The organism is Psychrobacter sp. JB385 (assembly GCF_900163785.1).
GTDB lineage: Bacteria > Pseudomonadota > Gammaproteobacteria > Pseudomonadales > Moraxellaceae > Psychrobacter.
On record NZ_FUKN01000014.1, the window covers coordinates 15731 to 32698 of the forward strand.

Consider the following 16968-nt stretch of genomic DNA (forward strand, 5'->3'; position numbering starts at 1 on the left):
ATGGCTGACACGAAAACTATTTTAACCTCGCCTATTTTTGATAATAACCCGATTGCATTACAGATCTTAGGTATCTGTTCGGCATTGGCAGTCACCACAAGCATGGCCAATGCCATGGTTATGTGTGTGGCATTGACATTGGTAACGGCATTCTCAAGCTTTTTTATCTCGATCATTCGTAAACAAATCCCTTCGAGCATTCGTATCATCGTACAGATGACTATTATTGCCTCGTTGGTTATTTTGGTCGATCAGGTACTAAAAGCGGTCGCTTATGATGTAAGTAAAGGCTTATCTGTCTTCGTTGGTTTGATCATCACCAACTGTATCGTTATGGGCCGTGCAGAAGCGTTTGCGATGAGCAATCCACCAGTACCTAGCTTTTTAGACGGTATCGGTAACGGTCTTGGTTACTCTGCCGTACTACTGTTTGTTGCAACTGTCCGTGAGATCTTAGGGGCGGGTACTTGGTTCGGTATTACCATTCTACAACCAGTCACTGACGGCGGTTGGTATTTGCCAAACGGGCTATTATTATTGCCACCATCAGCGTTCTTTATTATTGGTTTGTTTATTGCCATTGTTCGTATCTGGAAACCAGAGCAGGTCGAAGAAGCTGAGTTTGTAATGAAGCCGCAGTCTAAAGGCATGGCACATGGAGGCGGTCACTAATGGGACATTATGTTAGTTTATTTATAACCTCAGTCTTTATTGAGAACATGGCGCTGGCCTACTTCTTGGGTATGTGTACGTTCTTGGCTGTATCAAAGAAAGTATCAACAGCCATTGGTCTTGGGGTTGCTGTGGTTGTCGTTATGGCGATTACCGTTCCGCTAAATAACTTACTTTTTCAGTTCATCCTAAAAAGTGGTGCGCTGGCATGGGCAGGTTTCCCTGATATCGATTTAAGCTTCTTAGGGTTGCTCAGTTATATTGGTCTTATTGCTGCGACGGTACAGATCCTTGAGATGTTCTTGGATAAGTTTGTACCAAGTCTGTATAACGCGCTTGGGGTGTTTTTGCCTCTTATCACTGTAAACTGCGCCATTTTAGGTGGGGTACTGTTTATGGTTGAGCGTGATTATAACTTTGGTGAATCCATGGTTTATGGTGTGGGTGCAGGTTTTGGTTGGGCACTTGCCATTGCTGCGTTGGCTGGTATTCGTGAGAAGCTAAAATACTCAGATATCCCAGCACCGCTACGCGGTCTTGGTATTACCTTTATCACAGTTGGTCTTATGTCGCTTGGCTTTATGTCGTTCGGTGGCATGTCCATTTAAACCGTTTGATCTAGCGTTATCGATTGATACGCTACATTCAAGACCTTATTTAGCTATTTGAACTATTTAATTCATTTATTCGGTAGGCGTTCGGGTACAGCATGACATTCATGACCCCGCACCCCTACCCCATAGATTAAGGATACATATCATGGATTATGCTACGGCGATTGGTGGCGTGGCTATGTTTACCTTGATCATCATGGGCCTTGTTGCCATTATTTTGGCAGCACGTTCAAGATTGGTCAGTTCAGGTGACGTTACCATTCATATCAATGATAATCCCGATAATGACGTAGTGACACCAGCAGGTGGTAAGCTACTGCAAACACTAGCAAGCGAAGGTATCTTTTTATCTTCAGCCTGTGGTGGTGGTGGTACCTGTGCACAGTGTCGCTGCCGTGTTATTGAGGGTGGCGGTTCTATCTTGCCCACCGAAGAAGGCTATTTTACTCAAGGCGAAATCCGTGATCACATGCGCTTAGCTTGTCAGGTAGCTGTCAAACAAGACATGAAAATCGAGATTGACCCCGAGTTTTTTGATGTACAAAAATGGGAATGTGAGGTTATCTCTAACGATAACGTAGCAACCTTTATTAAAGAATTGGTACTTAAAATTCCAGAAGGCGAAGAAGTGAACTTCCGCGCTGGTGGTTATGTGCAGTTAGAAGCGCCACCGCACGAAGTCCATTATAAAGACTTTGTGGTGGATGAAGAGTACCGAGAAGACTGGGAAAAGTTTGGCATTTTCAAATATGTATCAAAAGTTGATGAGCCAGTGATTCGTGCTTATTCAATGGCCAACTACCCAGAAGAAAAAGGCTTGATCAAGTTCAACATTCGTATCGCAAGTCCACCGCCACGCGGTCCTGACAATATCCCACCAGGCAAAATGTCTTCTTGGGTGTTTAGCCTAGTACCTGGCGATAAAGTCACGGTTTCAGGTCCTTATGGTGAGTTCTTTGCTAAGAAAACAGAAGCTGAGATGATCTTTGTTGGTGGTGGTGCTGGTATGGCGCCCATGCGTTCTCACATTTTTGATCAGCTGAAACGCTTAAATACCGATCGTAAGATTAGCTTTTGGTACGGTGCACGCTCTATTCGTGAGATGTTCTACGTTGAAGATTACGATCAATTGGCGGAAGAGTTTGATAATTTTGAGTGGCATGTGGCCTTGTCTGATCCATTACCAGAAGATAACTGGGAAGGTCCAACAGGCTTTATTCATAACGTGTTACTTGAAAACTACCTAAAAGACCATCCAAATCCTGAAGACTGTGAATTTTATATGTGTGGGCCACCAATGATGAACGCGGCGGTAATCGACATGTTACACAGCTTGGGTGTTGAAGATGAAAACATCATGCTTGATGACTTCGGTGGTTAGATTGCCTGATTCAGCAAAAAACCTCGTTTAAGCATGTTTATAAAAAAGAGTCTCAATTGAGGCTCTTTTTTTATTTGGATAACCCGTTCAAAATAAAATGGTCATGCCAATACCTGCGTACTACTGTACTACTGGTACAAATTTTTTGACTTGCTTTTCGTAAGCACCACAGAGACTACAAATTAAAATGGCAGCTTGCGTTATCTATCCTATATGATTGATGACTTAACCAATAAGAAGGGATACTTATGACAACCAAGTATAAAGAGCTGACCATATGGATAACAGGTGCTTCTAGCGGTATTGGTGAGGCCTTAGCCATTGCTTTTGCCAAACGCGGTGCAACCATAATATTGAGTGGGCGCGATCATGATAAGTTGGCAGCGGTAAAACAACGCTGCAAACATACTAAAAAACATCTGGTCGTGCCTTTTGATCTTAGCGATGCTGAACAAGCAAAAGAAGCCTACAGCAGTGCTAAGACTCACACGGGTCATATCGATTGGCTAATCAATAACGCTGGCGTGAGTCAACGCTCTCTTATCATGGACACTGCAGAAGAGGTCGAGCGACAAATTATGGAGCTAGATTATTTTGCGCAAACACGTCTAACCAGATTGGTATTACCAGACATGATAGCGCAGGGCGGTGGCAAAATAGTCATGATCTCCAGCGTCGCAGGGCTACTAGGAACTCAATATCGCGGTGCGTACGGTGCTGCCAAAGCCGCTATTCATATGTGGGCCAACAGTTTACGTGCCGAGCTGCATGATCAAAGAATAAAGGTCGCAACGATATTTCCCGGATTTATTCAAACCAATGTGTCTATTAATGCCCTAACAGGGGACGGAAGCCAGCAAGGCACAATGGATGAGGCGACCAGTAACGGCTTAACAGCGACGGCATTCGCCAAACAAGCTGTCACAGCACTCACGAAAGGAGAAGAATATATCATCATCGCAGGAACGAAAGAAAAGCTGGCAACCAAAGTCAACCGAGTATCGCCGCCTAGGCTGTATAAGCTTATCCGTGAGTCGCAGGTAAAGTGAGGAACCATCAGACGCTGCTATGAATGGCCTCTTTAGGATTATATTGTTTGCTTAATTTTATTGATATTGGCTTTATAGGTGGTACGGGGTGTAAAATAGGCATCGCTTATTATCCAAAGCCACATTCACTTTTTGCTATAGCAACGATCTTATGAAAATTACATTCTTCGCTTCACCCCTGCACGCTTTGTCTTGTACCAAAACGATGCGCGCTACTTTGTACGGTATCATCGGTGTTACCAGTGCCTTGGGTCTCAGTGCTTGCCAGCAATCGCCAGAATATAACTATCTGAGCGGTGAGACAATGGGTACCAGCTACCACATCAGTTATGAGCTTCCTGATGATGCGGATGAAGCTGCCATACAAGCGGACATAGACAAGCGATTGCAGCAAATCAACGACAGCATGTCTACTTATCAAGCAGACTCAACCATCTCTACCTTTAATCGCGCTGCCAAAGACACCCCCATCACTATCGACGCAGATTTTGATCGTGTGCTCGATGTATCTCGCATCGTATATAAGGAATCGCGCGGTGCATTTGATCCTACCGTCATGCCATTGGTAGACACTTGGGGATTTGGGAGCACCATGACAGTCGAGCGCCTGCAAAGTCCACCAACAGCGTTAGAGATTGCTCAAGCAAAAGCGTTAGTCGATTTTGAAGGCGTTATACAACAGGATAAAACGATCCATAAAGTCAAAGACGGCATTGGTCTTGACTTCTCAGCCGTCGCTAAAGGTTATGGAGTCGACGTGATTGCTGAGGTACTCAAAGACAACTACCAGATTCGCAATTACATGGTCGAGATTGGGGGTGAAATTGCGACCTCTGGTGTCAATAACCAAAAGCAGCCATGGCAAATCGCGATAGATGCCCCTATCAAAGACAGCACGGTGAGCGAGCGCCAGACGATTTCAGCCATTCGCCAACCCATCAATACTGACAACCAGATGCATTTGGCGACTTCTGGCAACTATCGTAACTCTGTCATCTTTGATGGAAAACGCTATACTCATACCATTGATCCGACAACTGGTAAACCTATCGCTGGCGGCGCACCTTCAGTAACAGTGGCGGCTAAGTCAGTGGCACTAGCAGACGCTTGGGCAACAGCGCTGACAGCCATGCATTATGACAAGGCATTAGCACTTGCTAAAGAGAAGAATTTGGCCGCGATGTTTGTGGTATTGGCTGATGGCGTCGATATAAATGGGGAGCATGATAGTATTGACGATTGGCAAGTTGTGCAGACCCCTGCCATGCAAGCTTTACGTGCCGACAAAAAGCCTTAGGGTTTGCTGATACGATTAGCAACAACGAATCGCACAAAATTTGCTATACTATTAAGTAGTTAAGACAAAAAACAACTGCCCTATCTTTAAAAATTGAGGTTTCCTCTATGCTTAGTCAATTGCTTCCTATGCTTGCCATCACCTTTTCGGTGTTTATTTTATTCTTTGTCTTTATGGGCATTGGTTATATGGTTAAAAAGAAGCCTCTGAGAGGATCTTGCGGCGGCGTTGCCAAACTCATGGGGGATGAAAATTGCTCGTTTTGTGGTAATGATCCCAATAAGTGTGATTCTCTGATTGCTGAGCAACAAGAGCATGCCCTAAAAGCTGCTCAATTGGGCAAATCTGTATAAACCTCGGATTTATTCCAATACGTTGGTAGCTTTTACTTTACATTTGTTCCTATAATAGCGTCTAGTCCTTTAAAAGGGCTGGCGCTATTTTTTATTGTGCCACTAGATATTTATAGGTGACCTCTCAAAGCATTATTCACGGGCGTCCCTACTCGTACTTGATGCTACCTTATCTCTTCATCTAAAGTAGCAAGCTTATCTGTCTTATGATGTGCTAGTGATTTCTCGTTCTATTTTGCGATCTCAATCACCGTCTTGGTGTGTTTTCTCTCGTGTTGTTTGCAAGCGGCGACTCTTTGGCGCTGTGTAATGACGTGTCCTTTTTTATGCTAATAATAGGCGTATTGCTATGTCTACCTCTGGTTTACCACCCAATTCTCACTCCTCTCCTACCACTACGGTTCAGCCGCCACTTATGCCATCTTCGCGCTTCACTTTTTGGCTGGTACTGTGTGCCATGATTTTATTGGCGACCAATATGCGTGCGCCTATTGTCGCGCTTGGCTCTATTGCACCAGTTGTCAAATCGGCACTTGATATTTCTGAGACACAAATTGGCTGGCTGGGCGCTGTACCAATGCTCACTTTTGCCATTGGGGCTCTTATCTCGCCCTCTATAGGCAAACGATTCGGGCTTGAGAATACGCTCATTGTGATGATTGGACTATTGACCATCGGTATGATCATCCGCACAGTGTTTCCTACTTGGAGTGGGTTTTTGGTGGGCACCTTGATGCTGACATTGGCGATCGGGTTTGCCAATACGTTAGCGGCGCCAGTCATTAAGCAACGTACACCCAAACACATTCCCCTCATCACAGGTTTGTTCAGTCTTGTCATGACGGTGACCGCAGGCATAGTAGCAGGAGTGGTACTGCCTTTATCTGAACAAGTGGGCTGGCAATGGGCGTTAGGCGGCTGGTCGCTGCTCGGCATCTTTGCCATCGTTATTTGGATATTTTTGCGTTTACGTCTTGGCTCGTCTAGCCATCAAGCCGTGGATATAGCGACGACTGAATGTTCAGATATCTCGATGTGGCGCACGCCTTTTGCTTGGCAGATTGCCGTATTTATGGGTTTGCAGTCTTTGTTGTTTTATACCGTGGCCAGTTTTTTACCATCTATTTGGTTGAGTAAGGGCTTGCCTGCGGTGCAAGCAGGACAAATGAATTCGGTGTTTCAGTTTATGGCACCGATATCGATTGTGAGTTTGACATGGTTGATCAACCGTGGACGCCCGATTCAAGCATTGGCTGTGCTTGCGGCAGTGTTGAACGTCATAGGGGTGCTGGGTATCAGCTATTTATCGACTGATTTGGCTTGGCTGTGGTCAGCTATGATGGGCATTGGTTGCTCGGCGATTTTTACCTTGAGCATGATTTTGTTTTCACTACGCACTTACACGACCAATCAATCCAGTGAGCTGTCGGGTATGGCGCAAGCCGTTGGCTATTTTTTGGCGTTTTTTGGGCCACTAGGCACAGGCTGGCTACACGAGGCGACGGGTACTTGGAATGTGCCGCTTTTTATCATGCTGATTTTGATGGTGGTCAACGTGGTCATCGCGTGGATAGTCAGTCGTCCTGTGATGGTCGATGGCAAAAAAATGTAATGCTTTAAAGGAGATAAAGTAACCTTAGGATAATATTGGTGCCTGTCTTATTTTGCTACACTGGTTTTATTGACTATAGGACAGAACCATTATTATGAATGTATCCTCTCGTTTTACTCGTTACTTACCTGCTGTGGCTATTTTGACTCTCGCTATGGTCATGAGTGGGTGTCAACAAGAACCCGAAACCGACATGACAGATGACAGTCAAAACACGACCAATCAGACTGCCAATACACAAACGTCTGAGGCAATGCCTCAAACTGAGCAAACACCCCCCTCAATCGAGCAGCACCAAGCGCCATTAACCATATTGGCGCTTGGTGACTCTTTGACCGAAGGGCTTGGCGTTGATAATGATGACAACTACCCTGCTCAGTTAGAAACACGCCTACATGAACAGGGCTATAAAAATGCCAAAGTGATTAACTCAGGTTTGAGCGGGGAAACCAGTACGGGCCTAGTCAATCGCTTGGATTGGGTATTGCAGACCAAACCCGATGTGACCATTTTGACCATTGGTGCCAATGATGCGATTCGCGGTATTGATGTGGCAACGGTTGAGAAAAATATCCGAACTGCTGTAAAACGCCTGCAAGACAATGGCAGTGAAGTCATCTTGGGCGGTATGCAAATCTATGACAACCTTGGCTCTGACTATGTCAAGTCGTTTGCCGCTATCTATCCGCGCGTTGCTAAAGATATGAATGTTACCCTTATTCCTTTCTTCTTAGAAGGGGTGGGCGGTGATCCTGCGTTGAACCAAGCTGATGCCATTCATCCAACCAAAGAAGGTTATACCATCATCGTTGATGACAATATTTTGCCTATCTTAGCGCCTAAGCTTGAAAAGTTTAAATCTGACGATATGACTGCTACTACGGTGGCCGATGACCCTGAGCCAGCACCCAAACTTATGCCAACAGAGGCCCTGTAATGACATTATCCAATGCCGCTAGTGCTTCTCGTTCAACCGCCTTGCTCACTGCCTCAAAACTCACCAAGACGGTACAAGTCGGCGAGCAAACACTGTCCATTATCAAAGACGTGGACATCTATATCAATGCTGGTGAGTTCGTGGTCATCATGGGTAAATCTGGCTCTGGCAAGTCAACGTTACTAGGGTTACTCGCTGCGCTCGATTATCCCGATAGTGGCTCAGTAGAGTTGGCAGAGCATATGTTAAGTGATCTGGATGAAGATGCGCTCGCGGTCATTCGTCAACGCGACATGGGCTTTGTGTTTCAATCGTTCCATCTATTGCCAACATTGACAGTGGCGGAGAACATTGCTTTTCCACTTGATATTGCAAGGCGTCCAAATCAAGCGCGTGTGGACGAGCTGATTGAAGCAGTGGACTTAGGACACAGACGTAACAGTCTACCCAACCAGTTATCAGGTGGTGAGCAGCAGCGTACGGCAGTTGCACGGGCGCTGGTGTCACATCCTAAGATTGTGTTTGCGGATGAACCGACAGGGAACCTCGATGAGCAAAATGCCAATCAAGTCATGCAGCTGCTATTGGACTTACGCCAGCAGGTTGGCTCGGCACTGGTGGTGGTGACGCATGACCCAGCACTGGCAGAAATGGCAGATCGTGTCATCACCATGCATGATGGACGGATTGATGAATAAATAGGGGTTCATCCCTTATTCTTAAATGCTCTATTCCAATAAGGTTGACTCAATGGGAACTCTTGAGATAGAAAACTTGGCAAAAGACTTACTCGCTGGAAAATTCATTTTTGAAACCGAAGATTATGGCAAAGTAATCAATCAGTTAATTTCTATCTACAAATTAGATAATGCGCTTTATTATTTAAAACAGATGGCTGATTCAAACGATTATTCCATTACTTTTGCGCTTTCTTTTATATTAGAGCATTACTCAAAACCTTTTATCAATGCCAACAGAGACGAGGTAAGTCAGCTTACTCTACAAGCAATAAGCAAAGGATATTTGAGAGCAAATAATTATTTTCTATACCCTTTGACGTACTTTATGAAAAATGATGATGAATATCTGTGTTTTTTAGACTTACTACAGAATGAGCAAAATACACTACAAAACGATGTATTAAAACATCTATATTACTTTGATACTCACAAATACGAAAAGTTGAACCACCTCAGTAAGCAGCTAGATTTTTCTTTGTTCTATAATTTACCTAACAAAATAAATAAGCACTGGTTTGAACAACAAACGAAAGGCAAGTCTCTTCTTTACCATAAAGTAGTCGCTAGCGCAGTATATAAGACAGTCGAAGATAAAAAATTCGTTCATTCATTAACTGATATGACAGATGCAGAGTTGTTCGACTTCATTTATATCTGGTTACCTGATGATACACTCTAAAATTTCTTAATACGTCTACCGATTAAGCAAAAAAATTATGACTAAAGCTACGATCACACAAAGCAATACTGCTATCAATAATCAAGCTACTGATAATAAAGGAAGCATTTTCTTTAGCAATCAAACCTTAGGCTCAAAAGCCTTAAGTCGTAGCTGGTGGCAACGCTGGGTCTATCCAGTGCTGTTTTTATTGACGCTTACGCTATCGCTTGCCACTTACCTGACTCTCGATTCCATCCAGCAGTCGGTTGACAGCTATGTCAATGACAATCAGCGCGCACTGGTTGGCGGTGATTTGGTATTGAACAGTCAGCAAGACTGGCCAAGTGAGATATTGACGCAAGTAGATACCATCGCTGATGCCCAAAAGGTGTTTGATTATCAGTTTAGTGCGATGGTCGTGACCGATGAGCAGACGTTACTTGCCCGCGTCAAAGCCGTGTCGCCCAGCTATCCGCTTTATGGCAAGGTAGAGCTGGCCTCAGGAAAGGATTTGTGGCAGCAATTGACCTCAGATAGCGTCGTGGTCGCGCCTGAAGTGCTCAGCAGCCTAAATGCTCGTATCGGCGATACAGTTACTATTGGTGATGCGCAATTTACCATCAGTGATGTGCTGACCAAAGAGCCTGACCGTCCATTGACCGCCTTTGGCTTTGGTGGTCGTGTGTTGATGCAGCAAGATGCGCTAGCCGCCACCAATCTACTGGGTCAGCGTAGTCGTGTCAATTATCGTATTGAGCTGGCAGGCGCGCCTGAATTGATCGCCCAGCAGCGTGATAACTTCACGCAAATTCTGAGCAATTATCCTGATATTGAGCTGTCTGATGCTGATTCGGCGGATACCTCTGTCTCACGTATCTCTGATAATGTGCTGATGTTTTTAAAACTGCTCGTCATTGCCGTGCTGTTATTGTCAGCGGTGGCGATGTATGGCGTCATTACAGCGTTTGTGACCAAGCAGCAGTCCAACAATGCGATTCGTTTGGCATTGGGTGAGCCACTCAGCTCAGTCAAACGCAGCTACTATCAGCTACTGGTCGTCACCTCTATCGTCGCTTGTATCGCTGCGGTCGCGCTCAGCTTTGGCTTGCTTAAAGTGGGTCAGCCATATCTCGTGGCTATCTTGCCGCCAGACGTGGGCCTTGCTATCAATCCCATCAGTGCGATTAAGACCACCGTCATCGCCTTGGTACTGACCTTACTGATTGCTCAGCGCGGCTTAAGTACCCTTAACACAACCAAACCTGCTACCTTGCTCAATCAAGGCGCAAGCACGCAGGCGCAAAACCTGCCGTGGTATCGACGCGTGCCCTTGTTGTGGTACGGAGTCATGCTGGCTGGGCTGTATGCGTTTTTTGCCTATGAAGTCGGTTCATGGTTATTGGGCGCGCAGTTATTGATAGGATTAATTGCTTTTGTGGCGGTATTTTGGGCATTGGCTCGCGGTTGGTTATGGCTGCTTGCCAAGATTGCCAAACGCTCTGGAATTGGCTGGATGCAGCGTATTGCGATTCATAACCTTGCGCGTAAAGGCAACCAATCTGCGCTATTTTTTGTCACCTTATCATTATCGGTTGCGGTTCTAACCCTGATTACCACGCTCAATCACAGCATCAATGCGCAGTTTATCAATGCGTATCCTGAAGATGCGCCCAATTTATTTTTATTAGACATTCAAAGCGATCAACATGACGAGATCGATAGATTGATCGGTGCGCCCGTGAGCTACTATCCGGTCATCCGCTCGCGCGTGGTCACTGCCAATGATGTGCCCGTACAAGATATCGAGCCTGCGGATGGCTTTGATGATCCCACGCGTGTCTTTAATTTAAGCTACGCTGACACGTTGATGGACACCGAATTCATCGTTGACGCGGTAGAAGACGATCAACTGTATGCACCTGTCAACACGCAAAACGAGCAAAAGCCTGATCAAGCCGTCGTTCCTATGTCTGTTTTGGACACGGCCGCTGACCTGCTCAATGTCAGTATGGGTGATCAGGTACGTTTTAATATTCAAGGGATTGAGATCGTCGGGCAGATTACCAGTATTCGCTCGCGTTTTGAGCAAGGCCCCAGTCCTTTTTTCTACTTCTTGTTTGAGCCAGCGGTCTTGGCAGCAGCACCGCAGATTCAGTTTGCCACTGCGCATGTCCCTGCCGATGATATTCCGGAGATACAAGGCAAGCTGGTACGCGAGTTCCCAGCTGTCACGACCATCAATGGCACCGCCATCGCGCAGCAAATCCAAGAGCTGGTGGTACAAATGAGCCGCTTGGTCTATGTCTTTACCCTACTCGCGCTACTGACAGGCGTGATGGTGTTGATTAGCTCGTTGCTATCGACCTCACAAGATCGCATGAAGGAAAGCGCATCGTTCCGATTACTCGGTATGCAAAAGCGCGACCTGTATCTGCTAAATATCTTAGAGCTGGGCGTGCTTGGGATTAGCGCGGCTGTCTTTGCCGTCATTATCGCAAACGTGGGCGCGTGGGCGGCCATCACGCAGTGGTTTAATCTGCGATTTAGTGTGCCGTGGATGAGCTTGGGTATTGGCGGTGCAGCATTAGTCGTATTGCTGTTTGCTATTGCTATTATTTATGTAAGACTGGTGATTGGGCGCGGGATTATGGCGAGAGTTAGGGCGATGATTTGATAACCGCCTAACTTTAATTTTAGATAAATATTTACATAGTTTTCTCATACATATTAATAAGTACATGATATAGAAATATTTCTTTATCGTGTCTTAAATGTCTTGAACATCCAACTCTAATATCTATTGAATTGTGTTCAATCTCTTTAAATTCAATATATTGGTACTGATAATTATGGCTTTTAATAAATGATAGATATTTATTCCATAAGCCCTCAAAATTAGTAGCTGTACTATATGTGATTATAAAGTTTTCTTTTAAACCAGTAACGTCGTAGCTAAATGTTTTGTCTAAGTGTGTAATAAGGTAAGCTTTATCTAGATAACTTAGATTTAAAGCTTCGATAATTGATTTAGGAGTACCATCTGATTCAACAATAAATATATCAACCTCACCACTGTCCTTACCCGTTGGAGAAGTAGCCCATTGAGGTTGATCTTTGATATGAAAACCTCTCGCTTCCATAGTTTTTGCTATATCTCTATTCCTAGCATTTTCGTCTACACCTGCTCTCTTATAAGTAATATCTCCTTGTAATTTTTTACAGGCATATAAAACACTATCTAACAATGATCTCTCTTGATTAATAAGAAAGTCATAAGCGTTAATAGCATCAATAGGTGTTTTAATCTTTTCAGATAAACTCTCTGCCAAATCTTTATGGTTAGGAAAAGCCTGCACTAGCCCCCTCTTTAAATCTAAAGCATCCTCTTTTTTTTTAGGATTATCTTTGATAGTTTCTTTGATATAGCAAAGGAACCTATATTTATCTGACCCAGCTATCTCGTCTCGGAGCAAGACTTCAATCTTAATAAGATAAGTATCTAAATTCGTTATAAAGTATGGCTTTAATACTCTTTCTTCTAGACTACTACTAAGCAAACTAGTCGTTGAGCATAATTTTAGATTAACCTTCTCGTTCATAATTTCATTATAGTTTACATAAATATTATCTAATTCAGCTTTGATGTCTAGCCATTCTGCTGGTTTTGAATTATAAATATTTTGTAGAGCTTTCAATATTAGGTATAAGTGGTACTGGATATTATCATCAATTCTATTAATAGAGTATGCATCATATTTAAATAACAAGTTACTAGCTTGAGTCATTAGATGAGATGAAGATGACCATTTTTTATCAAATAACTCTTGAAGAATTAGTACTATCTTACTTAAAAAAACAGCATCAACTCTATTTTCAACCTCTTCTATTGAGTTGTTAAAGTATTCATTACTTTTGCCTAGTAAAAGTCTTAACTCTTCATAGTTTTCAGAGGCTAATGCTTTCTGAAAGTTGATTAATCCTAGACTATAAAGGCTCTCTCCTACAATTTCAGCTTCACTGGACTCTAAGCAACTCTCATAAACCGACTCGATATCACCTTTAACATCTAAAAAAGGGCTATAGAAGTATAACAACTCTTTTAACCGACGGATTTCTAAAAAGATATCCTTACCGAACGTCCAATAATCAATAAGTAAGGAATATACCTGTCTTTCAGGTATTTTTTCTAGAAAACAAAGGTTTGAAAAGGATTTTAAGAAGTTTATTCTTACATAACTATTCTCTGTAGAATCTAAGATAACTTTACTGAATGTAGAGTTAATTTCTTTACTTTTAAGAGACATAGATAAGCTTACTAAATTTTCAGGGTTAGAAAACTCAATTTTCTCGGATTTGCTTAAGCTTTTGAATGTGCCTATATCAAACATTAGAATACATATTGTCCTGTGGGTATTATTTTCTGATTAGTAACGACACCCTCTAGATCCCTTTCAGCAGTTGCTATTAATATCTGAAGTTCACTACCAAAGCGTATTTCTATGCTCTTCAATAATTGAGATAGTCCCTCAAGATAAGAATTATCTGCTTCCTCCTTTGCAGGACTATCAATCATCAAAAGTCTAGTATGTCGACCAAGGTTAAATTCGATATCCATTTGTATTAAACTCAAATAAAATGCTAACTTTGCTCTTAACTGTTCGCCTTCTGAGAAGTCATTGAATGTAATATACTCATTACTCTGCTCGTACTTTATATCTAGATTACTGTTTACGAGTACATTAGTGATAGAACCTAAACCAAGTGCCTGAACTTCTTGTGTCATTAGGGAAGATAGTCTTTCCGTCACTCTTTTACCTAATTGCGCTCTCTGCTTAGATAATTCGTTGATTGCAAAATTTATAACACTAAGCTTTAAATCATAGTTTTCTGACGGTTCTAGTTTCTTATTTCTAATACCTTCCAATCTATATTCAAATACCGCTTTTCTAGCTATCAAATCGTTCTTAAGATTGTTCTGAGATTCATATGATTTTAGTACTGATATTTCACGATCTAATTGAGTTAGTTGACTGTTCATCGCTAATAGATCAGGTAATTGTTGTAGCTCAATTCTAATCGTTTTAAGTTCGTCTTGTTGTTCGTTCAAACTTTTTTTACTAGCGCCAAACTTAGACTCACTATCTACAAGTTTCTTTCTCAATTGAATAATAAGTTCATCTAAGGCTTTAACCTTATTTTTATAAACACTAATATCAACATCTTTACCTGACACATCTTCATGGCATAAGGCACATTCGTGCTTTTTAACGCTCTCTTGCTTCCGTAATTCTAATAATTTATGATCACATGCAGGGCAATGCTTAACATCCAAATTAGAGAAAAATGCTCCTATATGAATGAATTCCTCTAGGGAATTTTTTTGTTTTATAGATGAGTTAATCTCTTTTTTTAAATTCTCTTTTAAATTTCTAAGTAGTTCAATATCTCGTTTTGAGCTTCCAATACGTAAGATCAAATCTTCAATTTTCTTATATAGATTGAGTCTTTCTTTATTATTTCTTTCGATACTCTGCAAAATAGTATTAAACTCACTCGTTAATTGAGCAATCCTCTGCTGATTACTATCCTCCATGAGTAGTTTTTTTAGCTCTTCCTCAGTATGATGAATTTTCTCTTCTAACTCATTTGCAGTAGTTTCAATTTCACTATTATTTGTAATTTGGATATCTGAGCTTCTAGCCTGTTCATATCCAAGCTTATCTCTTTTTACAATTAGTCGGTTTATTGGATAAGTTAACTCCATACTTAATAGCATTTCGAAAATCTTCTTACCTTGGTTTCCATACATTAATTTGTCACTATCTTTAGATTCTAAAAGTATAGATTTGAAATAGGTCGCCCAACTTGCTCCGGCCTCATTAAGACTTGTACTACTTTTATTAGAATCCTTCTGAGTCCATTTTAGCGAATAATAAGAAAACTGAGCAAAGAAAAAATTTTGAATTTGATCCTCAAATGATGTTGCATTTTTTGCTTCGAACAACACTTTATCATCAGAACCTCTAACGTCTTCTAACGTCTTAACTTCATGATGAAATAGTTTTGATAGTGGGCGAGAGTTCGTCAAGTCCAGAAAAACTGCATAGTTTTTTTTGTTAATATTAAAATTTAGAAACACATATTCAACCCAGTTTAATATATCTTTTCTTAAGCTATTCCTGCCTGTCAAAGCATACTTAATAACTTTAAAGACAGAAGACTTCCCTTTTAAGTTGTCAGCTACTAATATATTAACGCCTTCTTCATACTTTATTTCAAACTCGAAGTCTTGGGAATTTTTATTACCTATAATTCTTAAGTTTCTGATCACTAGACGCTTATCTGTTGAAATCGGAGAGTCTTTATCAAAGCTATCTTCAATACCGAGCAAAATATCTATTTCATCACTTGTTAAGCTACCTTCAAATTCAGAATATATTTTCTTTGAAAACTTCTTATAGTCCATATCTACAATGACTCCGCATAAGTTTTTTGGAATTCAACCTTCACTTTCTGATTTATGCTCTTAATGTAATTATTCATTGATGTGTCTTTATATTCTTCAATTTGGTATTGAGCAATCTTAAGCTCTGAACCAGACAAGCTTCCAAAGTACTTCTTAATAAGCTCACATCTATTGACATACCATCCAAAGGCTGAAAAACCATTAATCTCTCTCTCGAATTTTGAAATAGCATATTCTGTAATATAGTATTTTTTACTCACTGTATTTCTTAAATTAGTAGTTTTTTTACTCTCAAAACAAATAAAATCGATGCTTACTAGAAAGGCAATAACATCATCAATATCTTCATATGCACCAAAGAAAAACCTTAACATCTCTTCTTTTCTAATATCAGGTTCATTTTTCAGGTAGATATCTTTTACGATATCTTTAATCTCTATTTTTAAACTAGAGTCCTTTTGAGCCAACAGTAACAGCTCATGGCATAAATAATCTGGATTTCTCAATAAGAAGTCTAATTTCTGAATACGTACTTCGCTTTCGAACAGTCTTTTCAGATGTGGTCTATCGTTGACATTGCAAGACTTACTGAAAGTATAGATAATTAAGAATATTCTAAATCTATCCTTATATTTTTTAACCACTGCTTCCATATGCAACCTATATGCTGAATTTTGTTCAATTTTAATAGTACTACTTTTCAACTATCATATCTATGGAATACGGCTAAGCGTATTTAAAAGTTATCAAGATTCCACTACAACTTTAAGAGGAAGTAAGCGTGACTTCTTTGAAACACTCTCAGTGTGAATTAGCGATAGTTTCACCCACACCCTATGCTATCCAGACCAAACCTGTTTATTAGAGAGGTTTTGCTCGACCAAAAATAGTCGCCTTGAGACGTGGTTTAGCCTCGACAGTAGCGGGTATACTTATGTGACCACTGGCTTGCGGGGACTTGGCTGAGAGTATTATCGAGATAACAGTAATGCTATCAGCCATTAGTCACCGCGCCAGTGGACAGATAAGATATGAGCGGATGGCGAGATTAGCTCTAAACCCCAAACCCCAAACCCCAAACCCCAAACCCCTAAAATAACACACCCGAAACGCCTTCTACTCAACTAGAAGGCGTTTTTTACTTCATAAGCTGTATAGACATATAAGTTAATATCAGCGCCGTACT

Annotated in this window: 14 protein-coding genes; 11 read left to right on the forward strand and 3 right to left on the reverse strand. The window is 41.7% G+C overall.

All coding sequences use genetic code 11. The features are described from left to right. The 11 genes from CZ794_RS11170 to CZ794_RS11220 all read left to right on the forward strand — a co-directional run bounded on the left by CZ794_RS11170 (nucleotide 1) and on the right by CZ794_RS11220 (nucleotide 11990). Nucleotides 1–672: an NADH:ubiquinone reductase (Na(+)-transporting) subunit D gene (locus CZ794_RS11170; protein ID WP_062845728.1), complete on the forward strand. Its 672-nt coding sequence runs from the start codon at nucleotides 1–3 to the stop codon at nucleotides 670–672. Beyond that, entirely contained in the window at nucleotides 672–1280 is a 609-nt protein-coding gene (gene nqrE / locus CZ794_RS11175) for an NADH:ubiquinone reductase (Na(+)-transporting) subunit E (protein ID WP_087041704.1), read from the forward strand. Before CZ794_RS11170 ends, nqrE begins: the two co-directional genes overlap by 1 nt. Before the next feature lie 151 nt (nucleotides 1281–1431). Continuing rightward, complete coding sequence (gene nqrF, locus CZ794_RS11180; RefSeq protein ID WP_062845729.1) at nucleotides 1432–2667, forward strand: NADH:ubiquinone reductase (Na(+)-transporting) subunit F; 1236 nt, start codon at nucleotides 1432–1434, stop codon at nucleotides 2665–2667. A gap of 248 nt (nucleotides 2668–2915) precedes the next feature. Continuing rightward, nucleotides 2916–3716 carry an SDR family NAD(P)-dependent oxidoreductase gene (locus CZ794_RS11185; RefSeq protein WP_087041705.1) on the forward strand — a complete coding sequence of 267 codons (801 nt, stop codon included), beginning with the start codon at nucleotides 2916–2918 and terminating at the stop codon, nucleotides 3714–3716. 205 nt (nucleotides 3717–3921) lie between these two features. Then, nucleotides 3922–5013 (forward strand): FAD:protein FMN transferase, encoded by a 1092-nt coding sequence (locus tag CZ794_RS11190; RefSeq protein ID WP_227681001.1) that lies wholly within the window; start codon nucleotides 3922–3924, stop codon nucleotides 5011–5013. A gap of 107 nt (nucleotides 5014–5120) precedes the next feature. Continuing rightward, nucleotides 5121–5366 (forward strand): (Na+)-NQR maturation NqrM, encoded by a 246-nt coding sequence (nqrM, locus tag CZ794_RS11195; RefSeq protein WP_062845731.1) that lies wholly within the window; start codon nucleotides 5121–5123, stop codon nucleotides 5364–5366. 349 nt (nucleotides 5367–5715) lie between these two features. Beyond that, on the forward strand, nucleotides 5716–6978 hold the full coding sequence (locus CZ794_RS11200; protein ID WP_087041707.1) for a CynX/NimT family MFS transporter: 1263 nt from the start codon (nucleotides 5716–5718) through the stop codon (nucleotides 6976–6978). 91 nt (nucleotides 6979–7069) lie between these two features. After that, nucleotides 7070–7915, forward strand: a complete 846-nt coding sequence (locus CZ794_RS11205) for an arylesterase (RefSeq protein WP_373407934.1) — start codon at nucleotides 7070–7072, stop codon at nucleotides 7913–7915. Next, a complete protein-coding gene (locus CZ794_RS11210) occupies nucleotides 7915–8613 on the forward strand; it encodes an ABC transporter ATP-binding protein (protein WP_087041709.1) in 699 nt (232 codons plus the stop codon). Before CZ794_RS11205 ends, CZ794_RS11210 begins: the two co-directional genes overlap by 1 nt. Nucleotides 8614–8665: 52 nt before the next feature. After that, entirely contained in the window at nucleotides 8666–9334 is a 669-nt protein-coding gene (locus CZ794_RS11215) for a hypothetical protein (protein ID WP_087041710.1), read from the forward strand. A 37-nt stretch (nucleotides 9335–9371) separates the two neighbouring features. Beyond that, entirely contained in the window at nucleotides 9372–11990 is a 2619-nt protein-coding gene (locus tag CZ794_RS11220) for an ABC transporter permease (RefSeq protein WP_087041711.1), read from the forward strand. A gap of 31 nt (nucleotides 11991–12021) precedes the next feature. Here CZ794_RS11220 and CZ794_RS11225 read toward each other — a convergent pair whose 3' ends face one another. Genes CZ794_RS11225 through CZ794_RS11235 form a run of 3 tightly spaced genes read right to left on the reverse strand, consistent with a single transcriptional unit; the run spans nucleotide 12022 to nucleotide 16435 of the window. Further along, nucleotides 12022–13704, reverse strand: coding sequence for a hypothetical protein (locus tag CZ794_RS11225; protein ID WP_087041712.1), 1683 nt, complete (start codon nucleotides 13702–13704; stop codon nucleotides 12022–12024). Next, entirely contained in the window at nucleotides 13704–15782 is a 2079-nt protein-coding gene (locus tag CZ794_RS11230; RefSeq protein ID WP_087041713.1) for an AAA family ATPase, read from the reverse strand. Before CZ794_RS11230 ends, CZ794_RS11225 begins: the two co-directional genes overlap by 1 nt. A gap of 2 nt (nucleotides 15783–15784) precedes the next feature. Next, on the reverse strand, nucleotides 15785–16435 hold the full coding sequence (locus tag CZ794_RS11235; protein ID WP_087041714.1) for a hypothetical protein: 651 nt from the start codon (nucleotides 16433–16435) through the stop codon (nucleotides 15785–15787). Nucleotides 16436–16968 lie beyond the last annotated feature (533 nt).